Raw genomic sequence first — 22,785 nt, forward strand, 5'->3', positions numbered from 1 at the left:
GCTAGGTTAGACATAGTATATCACGGGTAGGCTCGGCTTTCATCAGTCCTCAGGCTGATTTATTAGTAGCAATTTACCTCGACAAAGTCCACAGCGATAGCGTTTGGTATCAATCCTACGCTTGCGCTGATACCTTTGTTGGCAGGATTGACAACGATAAAGCTTGAGTGGTTTAGAGTGGCTATTTGTCAAGGAGGGCACAAAGCGTAATCCATCCACTGCTTTCAAAAGGTCCTTAAAATCCCGATCCTTGTGTTGATAGCCCTTCCCTTGAAAATAGAGGTGATAGTGACAGAGTTCATGGCGAACAATTTTCCTAAAAACATCCAACCCCAGTTCTTTATAAACCTTAGGATTAAAATCCAAATGCCCATCTTTGGGGAAAAATCGCCCACCTGTCGAACGTAGACGAGAATTCCACTGGACATGATGGATAAAAGGTCTGCCGAAGTCTTCTAGTGAAACCTGCTTGACGTAATCAGTCAGTTTCATTTGGAGCGAGGAGCGACAGATTGACTTTTTCACGTTCAGTATCGATTTTCTTGACCCAAACGGTCACCAAATCACCAACGGATACCACTTGGCTAGGATGTTTGATAAATTTACGACTCATATGTGAAATATGAATCAGGCCGTCCTCATGAATCCCAATGTCAACGAAGGCACCAAAGTCAACGACGTTACGCACCACACCTTCCAGCTTCTGTCCGACCACTAAGTCTTTGATATCTAGGACATCTTGGCGAAGTACAGGTGCATCAAAGGAATCACGGAAATCTCGACCTGGTTTGAGAAGATCTGCAATGATATCTTTAAGGGTTTCTGGACCAAGGTCTAGCTCTACCGCCATATCTTTGACTGAAAGCGACTTGAGTTTGCTTTGGGCTTCCTCGTTTAGGTCTTTAATATCTAAACGTTTAAAGAGTTCCTTAACAGCAGAATAGTTTTCTGGGTGAACTCCTGTATTATCAAGGATATTGCTACTTTCAGGGATACGAAGGAAACCAGCTGCCTGTTCAAAAGCCTTGGCCCCCAGACGCGGAACTTTCTTGATTTGAGCGCGTGAAGTGATTTTTCCTTCTTCCTCACGGTATTTGACAATATTTTCAGAAATGGTTTTATTGAGTCCAGCTACGTGTGAAAGAAGAGCTGGACTGGCCGTATTGACATTGACACCGACTTGGTTTACCACTGTATCGACAACAAAGTCCAGACTCTCAGATAGTTTCTTCTGACTGACATCATGCTGGTATTGACCGACACCGATTGACTTAGGATCGATTTTGACCAATTCAGCAAGGGGGTCCTGCAAACGACGGGCGATAGAAATAGCAGAGCGTTTTTCAACGGTCAAGTCTGGGAACTCCTGACGAGCAAGTTCGCTGGCAGAGTAGACCGAAGCACCACTTTCGTTTACGATGACATAACTAACCTCAGGAAAATCTTTCAGAACTTCCGCCACAAAGGCTTCACTTTCACGACTGGCCGTCCCATTTCCTATGGCAATAATTTCTACACTGTATTGACCAATCAAATCTGCCAGATCTTTCTTGGCTTCTTCGATTTGACGAGCTGACGCTGGTTTGACAGGATAAATGACCTGAGTTGTCAGCATTTTCCCTGTTGCATCCACGACAGCTAGCTTGGCACCTGTACGAAAGGCAGGGTCAAATCCTAAAACCACACGCCCTTTCAGCGGAGCAACCAAGAGGAGACTGCGCAGATTGTCAGAAAAGAGTTGGATAGCTCCTTCTTCTGCTTTCTCAGTTAATTCTGTCCGAATGCGTCGCTCAATAGCAGGCAAGACTTTTTTCTTAACAGATTGCTGAACCACTTCATCTATATAGGTGTTTTTGACCTTGAAACGAGCAGCAAAGAAGGCAAGAATACGGTCCGTTGCATGTTCAAAACCGACCTTCAAGATACCTAGCTTCTCCCCACGATTGAGGGCTAAGGTACGATAACCCTGCATATTTCCAACCGTCTCTGAAAAATCATAATAAATCTGAAAAACCTGCTTTTCATCAAGACTTTCATCCTTGACTTGAGAAGTGAGTTTGGAGTGTCTCAGCACCTCCTGATAAGTCATGGAACGCAAGGTCACATCCTCCGATAAGGCTTCAACCAAGATATCAACTGCACCAACTAAAGCTTCCTTACCAGTCACAAATCCTTCACAGACAAACTTCTCAGCTTCCTTCTCTAAGTCAGTTACATTCTGCAAGATTAAGCGAGCAAGTGGGAAGAGGCCAGCTTCACGGGCAATGGTTGCCTTGGTTCGACGTTTTTCCTTATATGGAAGATAGAGTTCTTCTACGTCTGCTAATTTTTCGGCAACTAAGATAGCTTCTTCCAACTCCTTGGTCAGCTTGCCTTGCTCTTGAATCTTAGCTAAAACAGCTTCCTTGCGGTCGTTAAGATTGGTCAGACTTTTATCCAAGTCAATAATGGCCTTAATCGCCACCTCATCCAGACTACCAGTCATGTCCTTACGATAACGCGCGATAAAGGGAATAGTCGCCCCTTCAGCTGTCAAACTTAGAACGGTATCAATTTGCTTTAACGTCACTCCCAAATCTTGGGAGATTTTTTCATATTTTTTATCCATGAATCTATTATACCACAAGCTGGAAGGCTTTCTCCAATCCTTTTCATACTCAATAAAAATCAAAAAGCAAACTAGGAAGCTAGCCGCAGGCTGCTCAAAATACTGTTTTGAGGTTGTAGATAAGACTGACAAAGTCAGTCACATATATACGGCAAGACGAAGCTGACGTGGTTTGAAGAGATTTTCGAAGAGTATCAACTATCGAAAACAAATTAAAAAACTCCCTTTTCCTCAAAATAATAGTATAATAGAGGTAGAATTTAGAATCGAGGTACACCTATGGCTGTAAAATTTACAAAACGAGACGACTTGGACAAGATGTTTGAAGAGTTTGCTAAACTTCCAGATTTGAAACAAGTCACTTTCCCTGATGACAAAGAGAAAAAAGCCAAAACAGAAAAGAAAAACTAGATGACTGCTTTTCAACAACTCCCATCTAGTGTGCTTCAGACTGGGGCTATTTTTCTCTCCATTATAATTGAAGCCCTCCCCTTCGTTCTGATAGGAAGCATTGTCTCAGGGCTGATTGAGGTCTATATCACACCTGACAAAGTTTATCATTTTCTCCCTCGAAATCGTTGGGGGAGAATCTTTTTTGGCACCTTCGTAGGGATTCTTTTCCCCTCTTGTGAATGTGGAATCGTCCCCATTATCAATCGTTTTCTTGAAAAAAAGGTTCCCAGTTACACAGCCGTTCCCTTTCTTGTGACAGCACCTGTTATCAATCCCATTGTTCTCTTTGCGACCTATTCTGCCTTTGGCAACTCCTTCCATATCGCGCTGTTACGAGCTCTGGGTTCCATCGTTGTGGCTGTAATACTAGGAATTTTTCTAGGATTTTTCTGGCAAGAACCGATTCAGAAAGAAAATCGGTTGGCCTGTCATGAGCATGATTTTTCTCACTTAAGCCCTGCAAAAAAGGTTTTTCAGGTTTTTGTGCAAGCAATTGATGAATTTTTTGATACGGGGCGTTATTTGGTATTCGGCTGTCTCTTTGCCTCTGTTATACAGGTCTACGTTCCAACTCGGATTCTGACCTCTATCAGTGCAACCCCTATTTTTGCCATCCTGCTCTTGATGCTTTTGGCCTTTCTTCTCTCTCTCTGCAGTGAGGCGGATGCCTTTATCGGTGCTTCTCTTCTCTCGAGTTTCGGTTTGGCACCAGTTCTGGCCTTTCTGGTGATTGGCCCAATGCTGGATATCAAAAATATTCTCATGATGAAAAATTACTTGAAAGCACGATTTATCAGTCACTTCATAACGATTGTAACTCTTGTCGTCTTAGTCTATTCTCTCTTGATTGGAGTCATCCTATGATTCGATTTTTAGTTTTAGCTGGCTATTTTGAACTGACTATTTACCTCCATCTGTCAGGCAAATTAAACCAGTACATCAACATGCACTATTCCTATCTGGCCTATATCTCCATGGTGCTTTCATTTATCTTGGCAATTGTTCAACTGTATATCTGGATGAAGCAAGTCAAAACCCACAGTCATCTGAACAGCCGATTGGCCAAGATGACGAGTATTTCTCTTCTGGCTATTCCACTTGTCGTCGGCTTAACTTTCCCAACTGTTAGCTTGGATTCTCAGACCGTTTCAGCTAAAGGCTATCATTTCCCTCTATCGGAAGGAACGAATCTAGCCATTCAGACAAGTGAAGGGACGACAAGCCAATATTTGAAACCAGATACCAGTTCTTATTTTTCAAAATCAGCCTATGAAAAGGAAATGCGAACGGCGGCGGATAAATACTTATCCCAAGATAGCATTAACATTACTAACGAAAACTATATGGAAGTCATGGAAGCTATCTACGACTATCCAGATGAGTTTGAGGGTAAGACAGTCCAGTTCACAGGCTTTGTCTATAACGACCCCAGTCATGCCAATAGCCAATTTTTGTTCCGCTTCGGCATTATCCACTGTATCGCAGATTCTGGTGTGTATGGATTGCTGACCAAGGGAAATAACCGGCAGTACGAGAACAATACCTGGATAACAGCCAAAGGAAAACTGGTCAATCACTACCATAAAGAACTCAAACAAAACCTTCCAACCTTGGAAATCGAAAGCTTTACCAAAGTCGATAAACCAGAAAATCCCTATGTTTATCGAGCTTTTTAAGGAAATCAATATAAAAACGAACAAGTTCTCTTCTGAATAACAGAAAAGATCCTGTTCGTTTTTTGTTGAGTATTGTATAGTAGAATATAAATTGCGATTTTTAAAATGATATATAACTAGTGAACAATTCACAAATCAAATACATTTTCATTCTCTACTTAATACTATGCTTATTCATCTTTTGTTCAAAGATAGTCGTGATAATTTGACGCAATTCTTCGCGTTCTTTTTCTGGAATCTCACCACTTGTTTGAGCTGCAGCGTAAAGCTCAGGGTGTTCGATTGAAATGCGTTTAATCGTACGTGTCGTAGCATGTTTTCTGACGAAAAATGGGATTCGCTTAATCAAGTCTTGTGAGACAAGCGCAAGAATCTTCTCAGCAGTTTCCTTGTCACTAATCTTAGACGTAGTCAGCCCCTTCTTAATCATTTCCTGTTCTTTTTCTGTAAAATCTTTTAATTCCATTCGATTAGTCCTCCTATTTTCTCTACCTTAAATTATAAACCAATCCAGATAAAACTACAAATGGACTGTCTGGAAATAGGTACAATACTGTAAAGACGACTCTGTTCTTTAATTATAAATCTTCCTCCTCAGTCACTTCCCATACTTCTGATTGATAGCCATTCCCATCAATATCGTATCTTTGGATATAGCCAATAAATGTTTCATTTTTTCCTGGTTTCTGGCTATTAACGATTGAAATAACCCACCAACTCATCAAAAATAGAAATAAAAATCCTAGGATTACTGTCATATCATACCACCATTAAAGTTTAACCCACTTATCATTATCCATGATAAAAGGCTTAGCCAGTCCCTCGCCTGTATAATCCGCATACTTGGTGCCTAAATACTTGTAACAATCTTCCTTGCTGGCAAATTTAATCGCTTGGTAGGGCTCTTCGAAAGTCAATTTCTCTACAAATAAGAAGCCATCAGCAGCAGGCACTAAGACTCCAACATGTCCAACAAACAGATACTCACCATCCAGATTGTCATGCAAGACTACAGATAACATTCGAGCTTTTTCATTGAATTGAAATTGTGAGAAGAATGTTTCCATCTTTTCAGCGTGAACCTTGACATCTGTAGTTGCCTCAGTTGGAACTCTCGAAAATAGAATATCAAACTCTTCCTTATCTTGTGAATCAAAGACCTTTCCCTTATCAATCGCATCGTTATCTAGGAAAAGCAATTGGTCATTTTTTTCAAGCTTGGGAATGGTGACTGAATTTTTCAAAAGACAATAACTATTGATACGGCAGTTGGTTCCAACAAAATCACCCTTCTTTTGATTCCAGAGATGACTGATTTTTTCAACATCGTATTCTGTGTGAGTAAAGGAAGTGAAATCTCCTGATAAGCCAGTTGAGCCAACAATGGTATTATAATCATTTACAAGATTAAAAAAGGCATCAACACTATTTGGATCCAAGTGAGCTGATAAGACAGATTTGACCTCTTCTGTACTTACCTGGTTGTTTAGGTTGGTGTATGAAGCTTTCCATGGCACTTTCGTTGAACTACTTTGCCTTTGACTCGTCCCATTCGAAATTGTAGCATCTTGTTGACAAGCTGCCAAGCCTAAAAACAAGGCTGAACAGAGTCCTAATGTGGCTAATTTTCTTGATTTCTTCATCTTTTCTCCTAAATGTCTTGGATTAAAGTTTCTTTAACTACTGCTTTACAAATATTGATTACTTTCTCATTTAGTGTGTTCATCGTCTTTCCCTCTGATTTGTTTTTTTGTTATTTCCTTAAGCTTGATTTAATTATAGTAGGCGTTTCGTGCTCTGTCAACAAATTTTTTACGAAAACACAACAAAGTTTTCATTTTCGTGGATTTCGTGTTATGCTTTACTTATAAAAATAGAAAGCGATTTCATTTGTGGATAAAGAAGAGATTGCGATTGTTACAGTCTAAAAATAAAACAATATAGACTAGTAAATGGTTGGACTCAATAAAAATTGGGTACTAAGATAGGTATAAGTAAAAACACCATTGGAAATTATGAAAAAAGGGTTAGCACTACTAAGAAAAATACTATATTTGACTTAGCTAAAGTATTCAGTAGCTTGATTGATGCCTCTTTCCTCCAGTTCAAAAGGATTCTCCTAGCGATATCCAATCTATCTACGACCAACGGGCATCACCCAGACAAGGTAAATTCCTGACCTATGCCGAGATGCAACTGTATGAGCAGAAAAACGAAGAAAAAGCGAAGATAAACGAAGTATCGTAAAAATCATCAGACTGGACGACTACTTACTCTCGTTTTAGGTAGTTTATCTCTGCAGGTAGCCACTTGATGCAGGATGACGATTTAGACATGGAGTTTCCATTCTATGAGGATGAAATCCCAGACGACTACGACACAATCGCTTATGTCGTCAGCAGGTCCATGGAGTCAAAGATAAGAAACAGCGACTACCTATTTATCAAAAATCCCCCACAGATTGACTATAATACCATCGGCATCTTCCAAGTAGACGGTGCTAACTATGTCAAGAAACTATGTCAAGAAACTCCGCCAAGGCTACCTCAAAAAAACTCAATCCCGAATACCCCAACATCCACCTAGACGAAAGCAACCATATTCATACCATCGGGAAAGTTGTCAGGCTGTATAGGGAGAATTAAAAAAGGGGGAGAATGACGATATAAAACAAACAGATTTTAAAGAATTCAAAAAACTTTGAAAAAGTTCATTCTACATTTCAAAAAAAGAATAAGTGACCTAAAGCAGATTAGATTTTGTTAAACAATAGTGATATGTAAATTTAGAGAAAGGCATTTAAGATCACTTTGTAAAAGGCAAATACTAAACTAGCAAAACCGATAAACCAGCCCCTTAGTTCCCATATTTTCAGGCACACACTCCTTAGTATACTAGCTGAGAAGAATACTATAATGGTTAGAGTGGAACACAAAGACGCTAAAACAATAAATAATATCTGCACTCACGTAAGTAAAAGAATGGAGCAAGCTGCTTTGGAGGTTTTAAATACCATATCATTAAATCAAAAATATATCAGATCGAATCTAGACAAGTACATTACGATTGCTAAAACATTTGTAGAAATTCATTTGACTTTCCTAATCAATTTGTGCATATCTTATTTCATACTCAATGAAAATCAAAGAGCAAACTAGGAAGCTAGCCGCAGGCTGCTCAAAATACTGTTTTGAGGTTGTAGATAAGACTGACAAAGTCAGTCACATATATACGGCAAGGCGACGCTGACGTGGTTTGAAGAGATTTTCGAAGAGTATCAATCCATTATGAAAGTTTTGCCTCTTTCTTACCCTCTATACAAAAAAAGCCTATCACACAAGCTCTAAAGCTGGATATGATAGGTTTTTATATTTTTCTTAACGTACTGTGCGGATACGCATTGTGTTTGTGCGAACAGCTTCTCCTACTGGTACACCAGCAACGATAACGATATCATCGCCTGACTCAACGAGACCTGCTTCTACCGCTTTACGTTCAGCGATTTCGAACATATCGTCAGTTGAAGATGGAGCATCTGTCAACATTGGGATAACACCCCAGTTCAACATCAATCCACGTTCTGTCAATTCGTCGAATGTCAATGCCAAGATGTCAGCATTTGGACGGTATTTAGAGATCAAACGTGCAGTGTGACCTGTCTTAGTAAGAGTTACAACCAATTTAATGTCCATTGAGTTAGTAGCATCTTTAACAGCTGAAGCCATTACTTCTGTCTTAGAGTTACGCTCAAATGAATCTGAATCCAAACGTCCGTATTCATTAAGAAGAGTTTGAGCGTTCTTGTCGATTGTAGCCATTGTAGTTACTGACTCGAGTGGGTATTTACCGTTTGCAGACTCACCTGATAGCATTGTAGCGTCAGTTCCGTCGATAACAGCGTTGAATACGTCTGATACTTCTGAACGAGTTGCACGTGGTTTTTCAGTCATTGTTTCAAGCATGTTTGTTGCAGTGATAACAACTTTACCTGCAGCATTGACTTTAGTGATGATCATTTTTTGGTAAACTGGAACCATTTCGAATGGTACTTCGATACCCATGTCACCACGAGCGATCATGATACCATCAGCAGCTTCGATGATTTCATCCAAGTTATCGATACCTTGTTGGTTTTCGATTTTAGCGAACAATTGAACATGGCCATTTCCAGTTTCTTCACAGATTGCACGAACTTCGTTCACGTCTTTTGCAGTACGTACGAATGAAATAGCGATGAAGTTGATACCTTGTTCAAGACCGAAGCGGATATCGTCGTTATCACGTTCAGCAAGAGCTGGGAAAGGAATTTTAGTGTTAGGAATGTTCACACCTTTTTGTTTAGCGATGATACCATCGTTTTCAACTTCAACTTCAAATTCACGAGTTGCATCATCTTTAGCAACAACACGAAGACCAAGTTTACCATCGTCAACCAAAACTTGACGACCAACTTCAACATCATCATAGATATCAAGAGCACCAGCAACGTTCAATGCAATCAGTTCACGAGTTGATTTGATTCCTTGTTTAGTTGCAACATGGATTTTTTCACCAGTTTTATATGAATATTCTTTAGCTTCACCTTCAAACAATTCTGTACGGATTTCTGGTCCTTTTGTATCAAGAAGGAAACCAACTTTTTTACCTGCAAGTTTTTCTGCAAGTTTAACAGTTGCCATACGCTCACCTTGTTCTTGGTGGTCACCGTGTGAGAAGTTGAAACGGAATGTGTTAGCACCAGCTTCAATCAATTTAGCAATGTTTTTAGCTGAAGCTTCAACATCAAGTTTTTCACCCCAGTATCCGTCCTCACCGAATTTTTTACCACCACGGATTTCTACCGCAGGACCCAAAGTTGCAACGATTTTTACACGTTTGTTCATGATTTTTGTGACTCCTTTATATATATGACCTTTTTGGTCTTATTAACTAAATTGTAAATTATGACAAGCTCTTATTCAAGCTAGATAGCTCAATGTCAGCTTTGTGTGGGTTGTTAACAACAATCTTACCTTCTGCAGTAAGGCTAAACAATGCTCCTTCTTCTGCAGTACCAAGAATTGGATTTTCAACCATTTTCTCGTTACGGATACCAACCGCAACACCACCGATACCTTCTTTAAGAAGTTTAACAGCATGCGCACCCATACGTGACGCCAATACACGGTCACGCGCAGTTGGAGAACCACCACGTTGAATATGTCCAAGTTCTGTCACACGAAGGTCGCTTGTATCCCCAGCTTCTTTTAATTTTTTACCAAATTCAGCTGCTGACATCACACCTTCTGCCAAGACGATGATATTGTGTTTTTTTCCACACTCATAACCACATTTAATGCTTTCTACGATATCTTCAATCTTGAATCCTTCTTCAGGAATGATGATTTCATCAGCACCAGTTGCAATACCAGCCCAAAGAGCGATATCACCAGCGTTACGTCCCATAACTTCAATAACAAAAGTACGACGGTGACTTGATGACGTATCACGAATCTTATCGATAGCGTCCATAGCAGTTGTGACCGCTGTGTCAAAACCGATTGTGAAGTCAGTACCAACGATATCGTTATCGATTGTACCTGGAAGACCGATAGCTGGGAAGCCATGTTCAGTCAAACGCATAGCGCCGTGGTAAGATCCGTCACCACCGATAACAACTACACCTTCAATTCCGTGTTTTTTCAATTGCTCAATCCCTTTAAGTTGCCCTTCAAGTTGAGCGAATTCTGGGTAACGAGCTGAGTGAAGGAAAGTACCACCACGAGAAATGATGTCTCCTACTGAAGCTGCATCTAGGGGATGAATTTCACCGGCAACCATACCAGCATATCCGTCATAAATACCAAACACTTCCATTCCTTCTGAAATTGCTTGACGAACAACTGCACGGATAGCAGCGTTCATACCAGGGGCGTCTCCACCACTAGTCAAAACAGCAATACGTTTCATATTGGTTTATGCTCCTTTTTCTTTTAACATTCTTATTGATTATACCACATTTGATTTTAAAATTCTTCTATTTTCCGTATTTTTAGCGATAAATCGTTTTCATAACCATTTCATTCAATTTCGCTTCTAATTCATTGGATTTAGCTACAAAATGATGAGGGGAAACGATTGTTTTCTGTTCCTCTTCATACCTGATGATGACTGGGATTGGGCCTTTATATTGGTCTAAAATACGTGAAATTTCTTGATCCGATTCATGATTTTTCACCTGTATCCAAAAGCGTTCAGCAACTGCTTCTCTTATTTCTTGTGCAATCATTTGCAGACGACCATCACGTGACTGGATTTTTCCTTTTATATAGTAGAAGGCTCCCTCTTTTACTTCTTGTCCAACCTGTCGATATAAGTCTGAAAAGAGAGTGACATCCAATTTTTTCTTACTGTCATCTACCTGTAAGAAAGCCATATTTTCGCCCTTTTTGGTACGAATTACTTTTATTTTCTGAACTTCAACCAAAATAATAGCGTAGCTATTTTCTGACAAATTCCCAATTGGGGTAATCGGGTAAATAGCCTTACTTGCAATAGCTTGTAGGGGATGTTTGCTGACACCTATCCCTAAAAGCTCTTGTTCCATATAGAATTTTTCTTGTTCCGTCCAATCTTCCGATTCCTGCCAACTATAAATGGTATCCCCAAACAAACTTCCTAACTCTTTCACAAATTCAAATAGATTAGCTAAATTATTGAATACTTTTTGACGATTTTTTTCAAATAAATCGAAAAGACCAACTTTTACCAAAGGTTCTAGCAGAGGAAGTTTCAAATAATTTTCAGGTAATTTAGCTATAAAATCTTCAATGTTAGAATAGGGTCTATTTTCAATAATCCAGAGAGCTAAATCATTACTGACTCCCTTAATCGATTTCAGACCTAGATAGATGGACTTGTTAGCAATTTTATCGTGATAGGGAATGGTGTTGATGGACAGAGGCGCTACTTCAAAGCCTGCTTCTAAGGCATCTGTTAAGTAATCACTGTTGGCAGAATTCAACATGACCTGATAAAAAATGTCTGGATAATGTGTTTTGAAATAAGCCAACTGGAAGGCCAAGGCTGAGTAGGCATAGGCATGTGACCTGTTAAAACCATAACCTGCAAACTTCTCCATGACATCAAAGACCTGCTCTGCCTTTTCCGCAGTATGTCCAGCTTCTAATGAACCTTGAATAAAAGAAGCCCTCATCTCATGCATGGCAGAGGCATCCTTTTTCCCCATAGCTCGACGCAAAATATCAGCCTTCCCAAGACTAAATCCAGCAAAACGCTGAGCAACCTGCATAACCTGCTCCTGATAGAGCATAATTCCGTAAGTTGGAGCCAAAATATCCTCCAGTACTGGATCCAGAACAGTCACTTCTTCCTGCCCATGCTTTCTTGCCACAAAATTATTGATGTAGTCACTAGCACCTGGTCGATTTAGGGAAGTAGTTGCTACGACATCTTCAAAACAGACTGGTTGCACACGTTTGAGCAGGCGAATAGCACCAGGTTGCTCAAATTGAAAGATACCTTTTGTATTACCAGAAGCAAATAAAGCTAACGTTTCTTTGTCTTCTAAATCTATTTCTTCGATTTTAAGGTGAATATCTTCTGTTTCAGCAAGCAATTCTTGCATCTTCTGGACAAAGGTCAGATTTCGTAGTCCCAGAAAGTCCATCTTCAAAAGTCCGCTAGCCTCAACTCCATGAGCATCATACTGAGTCAGTGGAATTTCATCTCCATGCTTTAGAGGGATGTAATTGGTCAAATCTTGGTCACTGATTACAACACCAGCCGCATGGACAGAGGTTTGTCTTGGATAGCCCTCTATCTTGCAGGCAATCTCAAAAGCTTTTTGGTATTCTAACTTACTATTTATTTGCTGACGAAACTGGAGATTGCCCTCATAGGCTGACTTGAGATTATCACGGAAACTGATTTTCTTGGTAATTGCGGATAATTCATATTCTGGAACACCAAAGCGTTTCAAGACATCTCGTAGAGCTTGCTTGGCTCCAAAGGTTGAAAAAGTAACGATTTGAGCCGCATGTTTACTACCATATTTATTGCCAACATATCTGATAAAATCTGGACGATAAATATCAGGGATATCTATATCAATATCAGGCATGGTATAGCGTTCACGATTGAGAAAGCGTTCAAAAATCAGATTTTTCTCTACTGGGTCAATCCCTGTGATATTCAAAGCATAGGAAACCAAGCTACCAACTGCGGAACCTCGTCCCATTCCCATATAATAGCCATTCGAACGTCCAAAACGCAGCAAATCCCAGACAACCAAGAAATAATCATCAAAGCCCATATCATGAATAACAGCCAATTCTTGGTCTAGTCGATCTTGATATTCTTTACTAGACAATCCCTTCTGGGCAAGCCCAAGCTCAGCGCGTTCTCTCAACTCTTCTACTGCTGGTCTAGCTGGGTTAAAACGAGGCAGTTTCAAACTCGTATCCAAGTCGTAAGAAATACCTGAAATCAGCTTTTCTAAATTGTCTAAGGCTTGCGGAAATCGTTCTAGGAATAATTTCTCTAAAGAACTTGCTGATATAAGGACATCTTGTCGTGAGCGCAAGGGAACTTCTCTGAACGGTAGGTTTTCTTTAATCGCTGTTAAAACTTGAAGAACTTCTCTATCCCTGCTTTCAAAAGCGTTGACCCGATAAAGAGGCAAAATAGGATGATGAAATTCGCTTGTCAGTGTTTCTGGATAAACTCCAATATAATAATCACAGCCTAGTTCTAACGACTCCAGTCCATCAAAATAAGGCACAATTACCGCAATATCATTTAAGTACTGAGATAAAACCGACCAATTTTTCTCCCCCTGCATCTTGGCTGTCGAAAGCTTCATCAACTGCTGATAGCCCACACTAGATAAAGCTAAAAAGCGCAGATTCACTTCCTGAGCATCCACAAACACAGTCATTTCAAGCCCTAATAAAGGATGAATGCCATATTTTTTTGTAACCTCTAGAAAGTCAAAAGCACCATAAAGATTGTCAATATCCATTATAGCCAGATGAGTGTAGCCGAATTCTTTAGCTGCTCTCACATACTTTTCAATCGAAATGACGCTTTCCATAAAACTATAGACTGTTTTTGTATCTAGTTGTGCGATCAATTTACACTTCTCCTCTATCCTTCTCACTATATTATACCATTTTCACATATAAAAGGCTTCTCTTGAGAAAAATTTCATCAGCTTACTAATTTATTTTTTATTCATTTGTATTTTTGTCATTATTTTTTTATATTTATACTATATTATATATAAAATAGAAAACATACAATATAAATCTCCTAGAATTTTTATATTATACCTATTATGTCTATTATTACACTGTTCTCTATATTGAATTTAGCACTTTATTCATTTTTATTGGATTATTTCCTTTTGCAGTTAACAATTCCCTTTCTGCTTTTTTTTTGATATAATAACCTTAACTATCATTCTATATGGAGGTTCTATGCGTTTTAATCAATATAGTTATATCACTTTTCCAAAAGAAAATATCTTATCTGAACTAAAAAAATGTGGCTTTGATTTACAAAACACAGCCAATCCCAAGGAATTACTGGAAACTTTTTTACGTCGCTTCTTTTTCACTTATGAGAACACCGACTATCCACTCTCCTGCTTGGCTATAGACAAAGAAACTAACATATTAACTTTTTTCAAATCTGATAAAGACTTGACAGCAGCTATTTTTTATACTGTCGCCTTTCAACTTTTAGGCTTTTCTTATTTGATTGACTTCGAAGACAGTGAAGCTTTTCGTAAAGAGACTGGATTTCCTATTGTATATGGTGACTTGATTGAAAATCTCTATCAGTTACTCAATACTCGCACCAAAAAGGGAAATACTCTTATCGACCAACTTGTTAGCGATGGTCTTATCCCTGAGGATAATGACTATCACTACTTTAACGGCAAGAGTTTGGCTACTTTTTCTAGCCATGATGTCATTCGTGAAGTCGTTTACGTTGAGTCTCGTGTCGATACTGACCAAAAAGGCTTTCCAGATCTAGTCAAGGTCAGCATTATTCGTCCACGTTATGAGGGGCAAATCCCTGCCATCATGACAGCCAGTCCCTATCATCAGGGAACAAATGACAAGGCAAGCGATAAGGCTCTCTACAAGATGGAGGGCGAGCTTGAGGTGAAACCTGCTCATAAGATTGAACTAGAGGAACCTCAACTCATTCTCGTCCAACCTCAAGGCCAAGCTGAGCTTGTGGCTGAAGCTGAGGAAAAGCTAAGTCACATCAACTCTAGCTATTCACTCAACGACTACTTCCTTCCACGAGGTTTTGCCAATCTCTATGTGTCAGGTGTTGGTACCAAAGACTCTACTGGTTTCATGACTAACGGAGACTACCAACAAATCGAAGCTTATAAAAATGTCATCGACTGGCTCAATGGTCGTTGCCGTGCCTTTACCGACCACACGCGCCAGCGTCAAGTCAAGGCTGACTGGTCAAATGGAAAAGTAGCCACAACTGGACTTTCCTATCTTGGAACCATGTCCAATGGACTTGCGACTACAGGCGTCGATGGTTTAGAGGTTATCATCGCTGAGGCTGGCATTTCTTCATGGTACAATTACTATCGTGAAAACGGTCTGGTAACTAGCCCAGGTGGTTATCCAGGTGAGGACTTTGACTCCCTTGCTGAACTAACCTACTCTCGTAATCTCTTGGCTGGCGACTATATCCGTGGCAATGAAGCTCACCAAGCTGACTTAGAAAAAGTAAAAGAGCAACTGGATCGCAAGACCGGCGACTATAACCAGTTTTGGCATGATCGCAACTATCTGCTCAATGCCCATAATGTAAAATCAGAGGTTGTCTTTACTCATGGTTCTCAGGATTGGAATGTCAAACCGCTTCATGTTTACCAGATGTTCCATGCGCTTCCTACTCATAGAAATAAGCACCTCTTTTTCCATAATGGAGCACATGTTTACATGAACAACTGGCAGTCCATTGACTTCCGTGAGTCCATGAATGCCTTATTGACTAAGAAATTACTGGGGCAAGAAACAGATTTTCAACTTCCTATTGTCATTTGGCAAGACAATACAGCTCCTCAGACTTGGTTATCACTTGATAACTTCGGTGGACAAGAAAACTTTGAAACCTTCTCACTTGGTCAAGAAGAGAAAGTCATTCAAAACCAGTATTTAAATAAGGATTTTGAGCGTTATGGTAAGACATACCAGACCTTCAATACGGAACTCCATCAAGGGAAAGCCAATCAGATTACTATTGACCTTCCTGTGACCAAGGATCTTCACTTGAACGGTCGAGTTCAACTTAATCTTCGTATCAAATCCAGCACGAACAAGGGGCTCTTATCTGCTCAACTACTGGAACTTGGACAAAAGAAATACCTACAACCTTATCCAGCTGTTTTAAGTGCTAGAACCATTGATAATGGACGCTACCACATGTTGGAAAATCTCTGTGAATTGCCATTTAGACCAGAGGCACAACGAGTCGTGACAAAAGGTTACCTTAATTTACAGAATAGAAATGATTTACTATTAGTAGAGGATATTACTGCAGATAAATGGATGGATGTGCAATTTGAACTACAACCTACTATTTACAAGTTAAAAGAAGGAGATACTCTTCGTTTAGTCCTCTATACGACTGACTTTGAAATCACCATACGTGACAATACTGACTACCACCTGACTGTCGACCTCGCTCAGTCCACGCTTACCATACCTTGCTGAAAGGAGTTACATTATTATGAATAAATCAGAACACCGCCACCAACTCATACGCGCTCTTGTCGCAAAAAACAAGATTCATACACAGGCTGAATTGCAGTCCCTTCTTGCTGAGAACGACATTCAAGTGACCCAGGCAACCCTCTCACGCGACATCAAAAATATGAACCTATCAAAAGTCCGCGAAGAAGATAACGCTTATTATGTTCTTAATAATGGTTCCATCTCAAAATGGGAAAAACGTTTGGAAAACTATATGGAAGATGCCCTCATCATGTTGCGACCTATTCAGCACCAAGTCCTACTCAAAACTCTTCCTGGTCTAGCACAATCGTTCGCTACAATTATTGATGCTCTTGATTTCCAATATATTATCGCAACCCTTTGTGGTGATGATGTTTGCCTTATCATCTGTGAAGATACAGATGCTGCTCAAAAGTGCTTTGAAGAACTGAAAAAATTCGCTCCACCATTTTTCTTTGAAGAATAATAAATGACTACAACTAACAATTATGCTTTAAAAAAACCTAGTAGAAAGTCTTTAACATCAGAAAACGCATAGTATCAAGTATTTAAAACCCTTGATATTATGCGTTTTGCTTTATCCTAGGAAGATTTATACTCTTCGAAAATCTCTTCAGTCCGCGTCAACATCGTCTTGCCGTAGGTATGGTTACTGACTTCGTCAGTTTCATCTACAACCTCAAAACAGTGTTTTGAGCAGCCGGCAGCTAGTTTCCTAATTTGATCTTTAATTTTCATTGAGTATTAATAGACTTGAAAACTATATCGTATAGGTGTCGTCATGGATCCTTTTAGCTGATTTAAGGATACGAAAGCACAATACTATGACTCAATTGAAGTATTAAAATTCAATTTCTGACCACCTAATCCTGCTTCAAATAGTTATCGAACAAGTTTTATGATAGCTACCTTATTAGGATGCTCTTACTTTTTATCAGACAAAACAAAAGGATTAAGGGAGTGAATTTCCTTAATCCGATAGTTCTTATTCTTGACGTTGTCCGAAATCAGCAATCATCTGATCCATTTCTTGTCGACTCGGAGTTGTCAGCATATAAAGGTAATCCCCTTGAAGTTCCGCAAAGGCAGCTGGCATGATTTTTTTAACCTTGAACTGCTGACTATATTTGTCAAGCAAGTCCTCCTCAGAATAAACATAGTGAGCATTTGCACGGCGAGAAGTAGCCAAACAATACTGAGGTTCAAACTCTGACATTGGGAACTCTTCTCCTGCGACAATGGCTGCATATCCACGATAGAGATCCAAGGAATGAGCAAAGTTATAAACATCAATGGTGAAACCACCTGCAGGACGGTTATTGTACTCAATGGCAATGTAATCGTCCCCCTCACGGAAGAACTCAATATGGAAGAAACGTTCTTTCATACCAAATTCTTTGACAATTGCCTCACCATATTTACGTAATTTAGGATCCATATCCTTGAGCACGTAATAAGAATTATCCATCTTGTAAATCATGAGATCAAGCGGTGTATAGGCGTAGTCAAAGGTTGTTGAAAAGACAATCTTTCCATCCTTATCCACTAGACCATCAAAGGTACAGATTTCACTAGACGTGACAAATTTCTCAAAGAAATAAATAGTTGAATGGTCCCATTCTTGCTTGAAGTGATTGACATCGTCTTCTGTTTCAAGCTTAAAGGTCGCGGCTGCTCCAACTCCATTGTCAGGTTTGGCAATCATTGGAAGACCGATTTCGTTCACTGCTTGATCAACATCTGCTTCCGTCTTGATAACAGCTCCAGGTACCACGGGGACACCTGCTTTTTTGAACAGTTTCTTCATTTCAGACTTAAATTTCGTCTTTTTGAGATCCTCTGGTTTAGCACCAAAAACATTGAATTGTTCACGGAGAGCTGCGTCCAGCTCAAGCCAGTATTCATTATGGGATTCAATGCGGTCAATTGGTCCATGTTTATAAAAGAGAAAAGCAACTGCACGTTTGACTTCATCTATATTTTCAAGATTATCTACACGGAAATACTCGGTCAGGCTATTGCGCAAGGGCTCATCCAATTGCTCGTAAGGCTCTTGACCAATTCCCAAGACGGTGATGCCTTTATTGGCTAGTTCAATGGTAAACTGTTGAAAGTTTTGTGGATAGTAGGGAGAAATAACAAGGTAATTCATAGATAACTCCTTTTATAAATAGAGATTGCCGAGGAAATAAGGCATTTGTTTACGCCACCATTCCCAGTCGTGGGCGACATCATGTCCCCATTCAGCAAACCAGGCTGGAATTTGTTTCTGGTCAAAGGCTTCTTTGAGCTTGTAGAAAGATGGTAGACCGTCTTGTTCCCAGGCACCAAGACCCGTACACAGCACAATCTCTGCCTGACGATAACGATCAATAAACCAGCCGTCGTTCTGGTTCCAGATATAATCTACTGGCGAGTTTTGGTAAATAGCATCGTCATTATAGTAATCGCCGACAAAGAAACGTGCGTCGTAAACACCACTAAGAGCTATCACTTTGGTAAAGACATCTGGATGCTGGAGGAAGAAATTGACAGCATGGTAGGCTCCCATGGAGCAACCTGTTGTCATCATACCATCAAACCAGCCTGTCTTGTGCTTAATAAAAGGAATGGCCTCCTCAATCACATAGCGTTCGTAGGTACGGTGCATCTCTGCTTGGTCGTGACCGTTTTTCCAAGTGGCCAACCAGCTCTCACTGTCTACACTGGAGAGGGTAAAGAACTGGACACGGCCTTCCTCGATAAAAGAGGCACAGGCATCAATCATGCCAAAATCATAGTATTCGTTGTGACTACCACCTGATGAAGCAAAGACCACAACTGGAATCCCAGCATGTCCATAACGATTGAGGTACATTTCACGGTTGAGATGGCCACTCCAATGGCTAAGATGTTCAATATGCATTTCGTTTTTTCCTTTCTTAACTTACCATTTTTCTGCAAAAAATCTCAAACAATCTGGTAGATTTTCTGACCAAGGGATTTCACTATGGATGGCACCAGACTGAACTTTCAGCACAAGATTATCCAGATGTACCCCCCCTGCTATTAAATCATGGTAATAGCGAAGCGATGAGTCAATATAGGCTTGTTTGATATTACCAGCCATCAAGGTCTTGTCTGTATCATCCGCTTCTTCCGTTCCCACATAGATGAAGATGCGCTGGTCAGGCGATAGTTGCTGACGCTCGATATAGCGGTTAAAGGCTTCTTGGTGGAGCCAGTTGGCAGATGAAAAGACGCCCAAGCAACCAATTTGGTCTTGGTATTCTAAACCGATAAACTGGGTAATATTGCCTCCTAGTGAGGAACCAATCATAGCTGTATGCTGGCGGTCTGCTTTTGTACGATAAGTTTCATCGATAAAAGGCTTGACCACCTCCATGACAAACTCGGCATACTCCACACCCTTACCGCCAAACTGCTGGCCTGGGATGGGAGATTCTTGGAACTTCCATGCCGCATACTCATTCATCCGCCCCATGCCATCATTGTCAATAGCAACTACAATCATGCGACTGATATCGGGATTTCGTTTGATAGCTGGGATAATCTTCCATGAGTGACCAATGAAAGACTCCTTGCTATAAAAAACATTTTGCCCGTCATGAAAGTATACAACAGGATAGGAACGATTCGTGTCTTTCTCATAATCTTTAGGCAGAAGAACACGCACACGGCGCTCCTTACCTGTATAAGGAACCTTGAGTTTGTGTTCTTTCATTTTTAGATAAAAGTAGGATTGATTCATTGTCAGAAAACTCTCTATATTCAAAATTTATTCTTATTATATCACAGTTTAAGAAAAAAAGTCAGTTTTTCTTCCATTTTTGGATTAAAAACTAACTTTTTCATTTAATTTTCTAAATTCTTTTGGATTTTCTGATTAGAGCAGATTGTCAATCAAGTCATCAACTTCATCTTTTTCAGCTTGCGGTGTAATCTCAGTAATCATAATTCCAGCCACTGCTCGCTCAACTAAGCCTTCAACATCCATACGCGCTTCGTACTGCTCCGCATTCTTAATCTTAGGATTAGTCTTTGGACGATCTGGCGCAAAAATCGTACAACAGTCTTCAAACGGTTGGATTGAAATGTCAAAGGTATCAATTTCTTGTGAAATATCGATGATTTCCAACTTATCCATGGTCACAACTGGACGGATGATGGGAGTGTTGGTCACAGCGTTAATAGCCTGCATGCTTTCCAAGGTCTGGCTAGCTACTTGACCAAGGCTTTCCCCATTGATGATAACCAAACCATTTCGTACCTCACGAATACGATCGGTAATCCGCATCATAAAACGACGGGTCAAGGTCATGAGATAGGCTTCTGGCGCCTTGGCCTTGATTTCCTCTTGAATCTCAGTGAAAGGCACTTCGATAAACTGGATATTACCCCCAAACTTGGTCAATTTACGGGTCAAGTCCTGCGCTTTCTTGAGGGCACCGGGACTAGTATATGGTGGACTAGCAAAGTGAACAGCCTCAATATCCACCCCACGCTTAAGAGCAAGATAACCTGCTACAGGTGAGTCAATCCCTCCCGACAACATAAGCATACCTTTACCTGAAGTTCCAACTGGCAAACCACCAGCCCCACGAATAGTTTCATAAGAAAGATAGGCAGCTTCTTCACGGATCTCCACCTGAAGATTGATGTCAGGACTTTTCATTTGAGCTTGCACATTTGGAATGGCTTCAAAAACAGCTCCTCCAAGTGTTTGGTTGAGTTCACGACTATCCAACTCAAAGTTGTGGTCGCTACGCTTGCTAGAAATCTTAAAGGTCATGCCTTCCTTGTAGATGTCCTGCATAATCTCTTGGACAGCAGACTTCAGAACTTCTACAGATTTTTCAACCTTATAAACAGGGGAAAAGTTTTGAATTCCAAATACTTGTTTGAGAGATTCTGCAACTGCCGTGTAATCTGCTCCATTGAGGTAAGCATGGGCACGGTCGCGATCTGCTGTTACCTTAACTTGGGGATAGATAGACAAAACGTCTGAAATATTATTACGAAGTTTATTGATGAAACGCATACGGTTTTTACCCTTGGTTGACAGCTCACCGTAGCGAATCATAATTTCTGAATACTGCATGAATGCTCCTATCTTACTTTTCTAGTTTGATTGTAAATCAATTTTAACTTGGTCAAAAACTGCTCGACCTGACTCATATCATTTTCAAGGTCTAGGCTTAGACGCACAGCTGACCGAGCCTTATCTTTATCCACTCCCATAGCAATAAGAGTTCCTGCAGGTTTCCCAGCCTTGGATGAACAAGCAGAGGTCGTTGAGATGAAAATATCATAGTCTTCAAAGGCGTGAACGATGACTTCACCACGAACACCCTTGATTCCAAAAGTCAGAATATGAGGTGCGAAGTCTTCCTCATCTGAAAAGACAAAAATATCTGGATAGTCCAGAAGTGCTTGGCGAATAACAGCTTTCATCTGCCCAGTCTTGCTAGTAAAGAAATCTAGCTTTTCCATGGACAAACGGAGAGCCTTGGCTGTCGCTGCTATCCCTGCTACATTTTCAGTAGTCGACCGATAGTCACTCTCCTGACCACCACCTGTTAAAAGAGGTGTAATCTTCTTGCCAGACTTGATATAGGCAAAACCAACACCACGAACTCCGTGGAACTTGTGACCAGAGAAAGTCGCAAAATCCACTCGTTCTGTCAGATACTTTTCAGTCGGAATCTTGGCAAGCGCCTGAACCGCATCAACGTGGAAGGAAATAGTCGGCTTGTCTGCCAATAGTTTTGAAATAGCCTCAATGGGCTGAATAGAGCCAATTTCATTGTTAACTGCCATGATGGAAACAAGGGTCGTATCCGGTCGTATCAAATCTGCTAACGCTTCAACATCCACAAATCCTTTGTTATCAACTGGAGCAAAATCCACTTCAAATCCTTGACTTTTCAACCAAAGGGCTGACTCTTTGACTGCCGGATGTTCAACGGCTGATACGATGATGTGCTTGCCAAACTGGGCTTTTTCAAATGCTACTCCCTTGATGACCCAGTTATCCCCTTCTGTTCCACCAGAAGTAAAGAAGATTTCCTCACTTTTCTTACCGATTAAATCTGCAATCTGTTGCCGGGAAGCATCTAAAATTCGTGTTGCCTGGTCTCCCAAACGATGGAGACTAGATGGATTTCCTAAAATTTTTGAAGCGACCTGCATATAAGTTTCAAGTGCTTCAGGATAAGGCTTGGTCGTTGCCGAATTATCAAAGTAAATCATGTTTTCTTACGCTTTCTAAAAT

20 protein-coding genes and 1 pseudogene are annotated in these 22,785 nt (G+C 40.3%); 7 read left to right on the forward strand and 14 right to left on the reverse strand.

Annotated elements, in window-relative coordinates:
* Positions 1–42 precede the first annotated feature (42 nt).
* Both AC6I9F_RS06360 and AC6I9F_RS06365 read right to left on the reverse strand, forming a co-directional pair.
* Complete coding sequence (locus tag AC6I9F_RS06360; protein WP_498021184.1) at positions 43–492, reverse strand: SprT family protein; 450 nt, start codon at positions 490–492, stop codon at positions 43–45.
* Positions 479–2,608: a Tex family protein gene (locus AC6I9F_RS06365; RefSeq protein ID WP_498021186.1), complete on the reverse strand. Its 2,130-nt coding sequence runs from the start codon at positions 2,606–2,608 to the stop codon at positions 479–481. Before AC6I9F_RS06365 ends, AC6I9F_RS06360 begins: the two co-directional genes overlap by 14 nt.
* A gap of 279 nt (positions 2,609–2,887) precedes the next feature.
* Between AC6I9F_RS06365 and AC6I9F_RS06370 the strand changes: the two genes are divergently transcribed.
* The 3 genes from AC6I9F_RS06370 to AC6I9F_RS06380 are packed head-to-tail and all read left to right on the forward strand — an operon-like array spanning position 2,888 to position 4,737.
* The gene (locus tag AC6I9F_RS06370; protein ID WP_049511209.1) at positions 2,888–3,019 is read left to right on the forward strand and encodes an SPJ_0845 family protein; all 132 of its coding nucleotides are present in this window, start codon (positions 2,888–2,890) and stop codon (positions 3,017–3,019) included.
* Positions 3,020–3,925 carry a permease gene (locus tag AC6I9F_RS06375; RefSeq protein ID WP_301351572.1) on the forward strand — a complete coding sequence of 302 codons (906 nt, stop codon included), beginning with the start codon at positions 3,020–3,022 and terminating at the stop codon, positions 3,923–3,925.
* Positions 3,922–4,737 carry a TIGR03943 family putative permease subunit gene (locus AC6I9F_RS06380; protein ID WP_301351570.1) on the forward strand — a complete coding sequence of 272 codons (816 nt, stop codon included), beginning with the start codon at positions 3,922–3,924 and terminating at the stop codon, positions 4,735–4,737. The genes AC6I9F_RS06375 and AC6I9F_RS06380 overlap by 4 nt, the downstream gene beginning before the upstream one ends.
* Before the next feature lie 154 nt (positions 4,738–4,891).
* On the opposite strand, the gene AC6I9F_RS06385 is transcribed toward AC6I9F_RS06380, so the two are convergent.
* The 3 genes from AC6I9F_RS06385 to AC6I9F_RS06395 all read right to left on the reverse strand — a co-directional run bounded on the left by AC6I9F_RS06385 (position 4,892) and on the right by AC6I9F_RS06395 (position 6,380).
* Positions 4,892–5,203: a hypothetical protein gene (locus tag AC6I9F_RS06385; RefSeq protein ID WP_301351568.1), complete on the reverse strand. Its 312-nt coding sequence runs from the start codon at positions 5,201–5,203 to the stop codon at positions 4,892–4,894.
* Between the two features lie 112 nt (positions 5,204–5,315).
* Positions 5,316–5,495, reverse strand: coding sequence for a hypothetical protein (locus tag AC6I9F_RS06390; RefSeq protein ID WP_301351567.1), 180 nt, complete (start codon positions 5,493–5,495; stop codon positions 5,316–5,318).
* Positions 5,496–5,507: 12 nt separating this feature from the next.
* On the reverse strand, positions 5,508–6,380 hold the full coding sequence (locus tag AC6I9F_RS06395; RefSeq protein WP_498021190.1) for a DUF4300 family protein: 873 nt from the start codon (positions 6,378–6,380) through the stop codon (positions 5,508–5,510).
* A gap of 448 nt (positions 6,381–6,828) precedes the next feature.
* Between AC6I9F_RS06395 and AC6I9F_RS06400 the strand changes: the two are divergent.
* Positions 6,829–6,984: pseudogene (locus tag AC6I9F_RS06400) on the forward strand (XRE family transcriptional regulator); the annotation flags it as partial.
* A gap of 87 nt (positions 6,985–7,071) precedes the next feature.
* On the forward strand, positions 7,072–7,323 hold the full coding sequence (locus tag AC6I9F_RS06405; RefSeq protein WP_498023198.1) for a S24 family peptidase: 252 nt from the start codon (positions 7,072–7,074) through the stop codon (positions 7,321–7,323).
* A 791-nt stretch (positions 7,324–8,114) separates the two neighbouring features.
* On the opposite strand, the gene pyk is transcribed toward AC6I9F_RS06405, so the two are convergent.
* From pyk to AC6I9F_RS06420, 3 genes are all read right to left on the reverse strand, one after another.
* Entirely contained in the window at positions 8,115–9,620 is a 1,506-nt protein-coding gene (pyk, locus tag AC6I9F_RS06410) for a pyruvate kinase (RefSeq protein WP_498021192.1), read from the reverse strand.
* A gap of 58 nt (positions 9,621–9,678) precedes the next feature.
* Entirely contained in the window at positions 9,679–10,686 is a 1,008-nt protein-coding gene (pfkA, locus tag AC6I9F_RS06415; protein ID WP_000820862.1) for a 6-phosphofructokinase, read from the reverse strand.
* A gap of 82 nt (positions 10,687–10,768) precedes the next feature.
* Entirely contained in the window at positions 10,769–13,870 is a 3,102-nt protein-coding gene (locus AC6I9F_RS06420; protein WP_498021194.1) for a DNA polymerase III subunit alpha, read from the reverse strand.
* Between the two features lie 346 nt (positions 13,871–14,216).
* Between AC6I9F_RS06420 and AC6I9F_RS06425 the strand changes: the two genes are divergently transcribed.
* Together AC6I9F_RS06425 and AC6I9F_RS06430 are read left to right on the forward strand one after the other, a co-directional pair.
* On the forward strand, positions 14,217–16,490 hold the full coding sequence (locus AC6I9F_RS06425) for a Xaa-Pro dipeptidyl-peptidase (protein ID WP_498021196.1): 2,274 nt from the start codon (positions 14,217–14,219) through the stop codon (positions 16,488–16,490).
* Positions 16,491–16,506: 16 nt separating this feature from the next.
* Positions 16,507–16,977 carry an arginine repressor gene (locus AC6I9F_RS06430; protein ID WP_001043011.1) on the forward strand — a complete coding sequence of 157 codons (471 nt, stop codon included), beginning with the start codon at positions 16,507–16,509 and terminating at the stop codon, positions 16,975–16,977.
* Positions 16,978–17,093: 116 nt separating this feature from the next.
* On the opposite strand, the gene AC6I9F_RS06435 is transcribed toward AC6I9F_RS06430, so the two are convergent.
* The 6 genes from AC6I9F_RS06435 to AC6I9F_RS06460 all read right to left on the reverse strand — a co-directional run bounded on the left by AC6I9F_RS06435 (position 17,094) and on the right by AC6I9F_RS06460 (position 22,763).
* Complete coding sequence (locus AC6I9F_RS06435; RefSeq protein ID WP_498021198.1) at positions 17,094–17,249, reverse strand: hypothetical protein; 156 nt, start codon at positions 17,247–17,249, stop codon at positions 17,094–17,096.
* A 247-nt stretch (positions 17,250–17,496) separates the two neighbouring features.
* Entirely contained in the window at positions 17,497–18,663 is a 1,167-nt protein-coding gene (locus tag AC6I9F_RS06440; RefSeq protein WP_173217545.1) for an ATP-grasp domain-containing protein, read from the reverse strand.
* Positions 18,664–18,675: 12 nt separating this feature from the next.
* Positions 18,676–19,416 carry an esterase family protein gene (locus AC6I9F_RS06445; RefSeq protein WP_153219659.1) on the reverse strand — a complete coding sequence of 247 codons (741 nt, stop codon included), beginning with the start codon at positions 19,414–19,416 and terminating at the stop codon, positions 18,676–18,678.
* 21 nt (positions 19,417–19,437) lie between these two features.
* Positions 19,438–20,262, reverse strand: coding sequence for an alpha/beta hydrolase (locus AC6I9F_RS06450; RefSeq protein ID WP_031233572.1), 825 nt, complete (start codon positions 20,260–20,262; stop codon positions 19,438–19,440).
* A 135-nt stretch (positions 20,263–20,397) separates the two neighbouring features.
* Entirely contained in the window at positions 20,398–21,612 is a 1,215-nt protein-coding gene (gene thiI / locus AC6I9F_RS06455) for a tRNA uracil 4-sulfurtransferase ThiI (protein WP_173217547.1), read from the reverse strand.
* 8 nt (positions 21,613–21,620) lie between these two features.
* Positions 21,621–22,763: a cysteine desulfurase family protein gene (locus AC6I9F_RS06460; RefSeq protein ID WP_173217549.1), complete on the reverse strand. Its 1,143-nt coding sequence runs from the start codon at positions 22,761–22,763 to the stop codon at positions 21,621–21,623.
* Between the last annotated feature and the right edge of the window lie 22 nt (positions 22,764–22,785).

This window comes from Streptococcus nakanonensis, from assembly GCF_059738785.1.

Bases quoted from the DNA above. Each gene is read 5' to 3' on its own strand.
- AC6I9F_RS06360 (WP_498021184.1), bottom strand. From the start codon at position 492: ATGAAACTGACTGATTACGTCAAGCAGGTTTCACTAGAAGACTTCGGC.
- AC6I9F_RS06365 (WP_498021186.1), bottom strand. From the start codon at position 2,608: ATGGATAAAAAATATGAAAAAATCTCCCAAGATTTGGGAGTGACGTTA.
- AC6I9F_RS06370 (WP_049511209.1), top strand. From the start codon at position 2,888: ATGGCTGTAAAATTTACAAAACGAGACGACTTGGACAAGATGTTTGAA.
- AC6I9F_RS06375 (WP_301351572.1), top strand. From the start codon at position 3,020: ATGACTGCTTTTCAACAACTCCCATCTAGTGTGCTTCAGACTGGGGCT.
- AC6I9F_RS06380 (WP_301351570.1), top strand. From the start codon at position 3,922: ATGATTCGATTTTTAGTTTTAGCTGGCTATTTTGAACTGACTATTTAC.
- AC6I9F_RS06385 (WP_301351568.1), bottom strand. From the start codon at position 5,203: ATGGAATTAAAAGATTTTACAGAAAAAGAACAGGAAATGATTAAGAAG.
- AC6I9F_RS06390 (WP_301351567.1), bottom strand. From the start codon at position 5,495: ATGACAGTAATCCTAGGATTTTTATTTCTATTTTTGATGAGTTGGTGG.
- AC6I9F_RS06395 (WP_498021190.1), bottom strand. From the start codon at position 6,380: ATGAAGAAATCAAGAAAATTAGCCACATTAGGACTCTGTTCAGCCTTG.
- AC6I9F_RS06405 (WP_498023198.1), top strand. From the start codon at position 7,072: ATGGAGTTTCCATTCTATGAGGATGAAATCCCAGACGACTACGACACA.
- pyk (WP_498021192.1), bottom strand. From the start codon at position 9,620: ATGAACAAACGTGTAAAAATCGTTGCAACTTTGGGTCCTGCGGTAGAA.
- pfkA (WP_000820862.1), bottom strand. From the start codon at position 10,686: ATGAAACGTATTGCTGTTTTGACTAGTGGTGGAGACGCCCCTGGTATG.
- AC6I9F_RS06425 (WP_498021196.1), top strand. From the start codon at position 14,217: ATGCGTTTTAATCAATATAGTTATATCACTTTTCCAAAAGAAAATATC.
- AC6I9F_RS06430 (WP_001043011.1), top strand. From the start codon at position 16,507: ATGAATAAATCAGAACACCGCCACCAACTCATACGCGCTCTTGTCGCA.
- AC6I9F_RS06435 (WP_498021198.1), bottom strand. From the start codon at position 17,249: ATGAAAATTAAAGATCAAATTAGGAAACTAGCTGCCGGCTGCTCAAAA.
- AC6I9F_RS06440 (WP_173217545.1), bottom strand. From the start codon at position 18,663: ATGAATTACCTTGTTATTTCTCCCTACTATCCACAAAACTTTCAACAG.
- AC6I9F_RS06445 (WP_153219659.1), bottom strand. From the start codon at position 19,416: ATGCATATTGAACATCTTAGCCATTGGAGTGGCCATCTCAACCGTGAA.
- AC6I9F_RS06450 (WP_031233572.1), bottom strand. From the start codon at position 20,262: ATGAATCAATCCTACTTTTATCTAAAAATGAAAGAACACAAACTCAAG.
- thiI (WP_173217547.1), bottom strand. From the start codon at position 21,612: ATGCAGTATTCAGAAATTATGATTCGCTACGGTGAGCTGTCAACCAAG.
- AC6I9F_RS06460 (WP_173217549.1), bottom strand. From the start codon at position 22,763: ATGATTTACTTTGATAATTCGGCAACGACCAAGCCTTATCCTGAAGCA.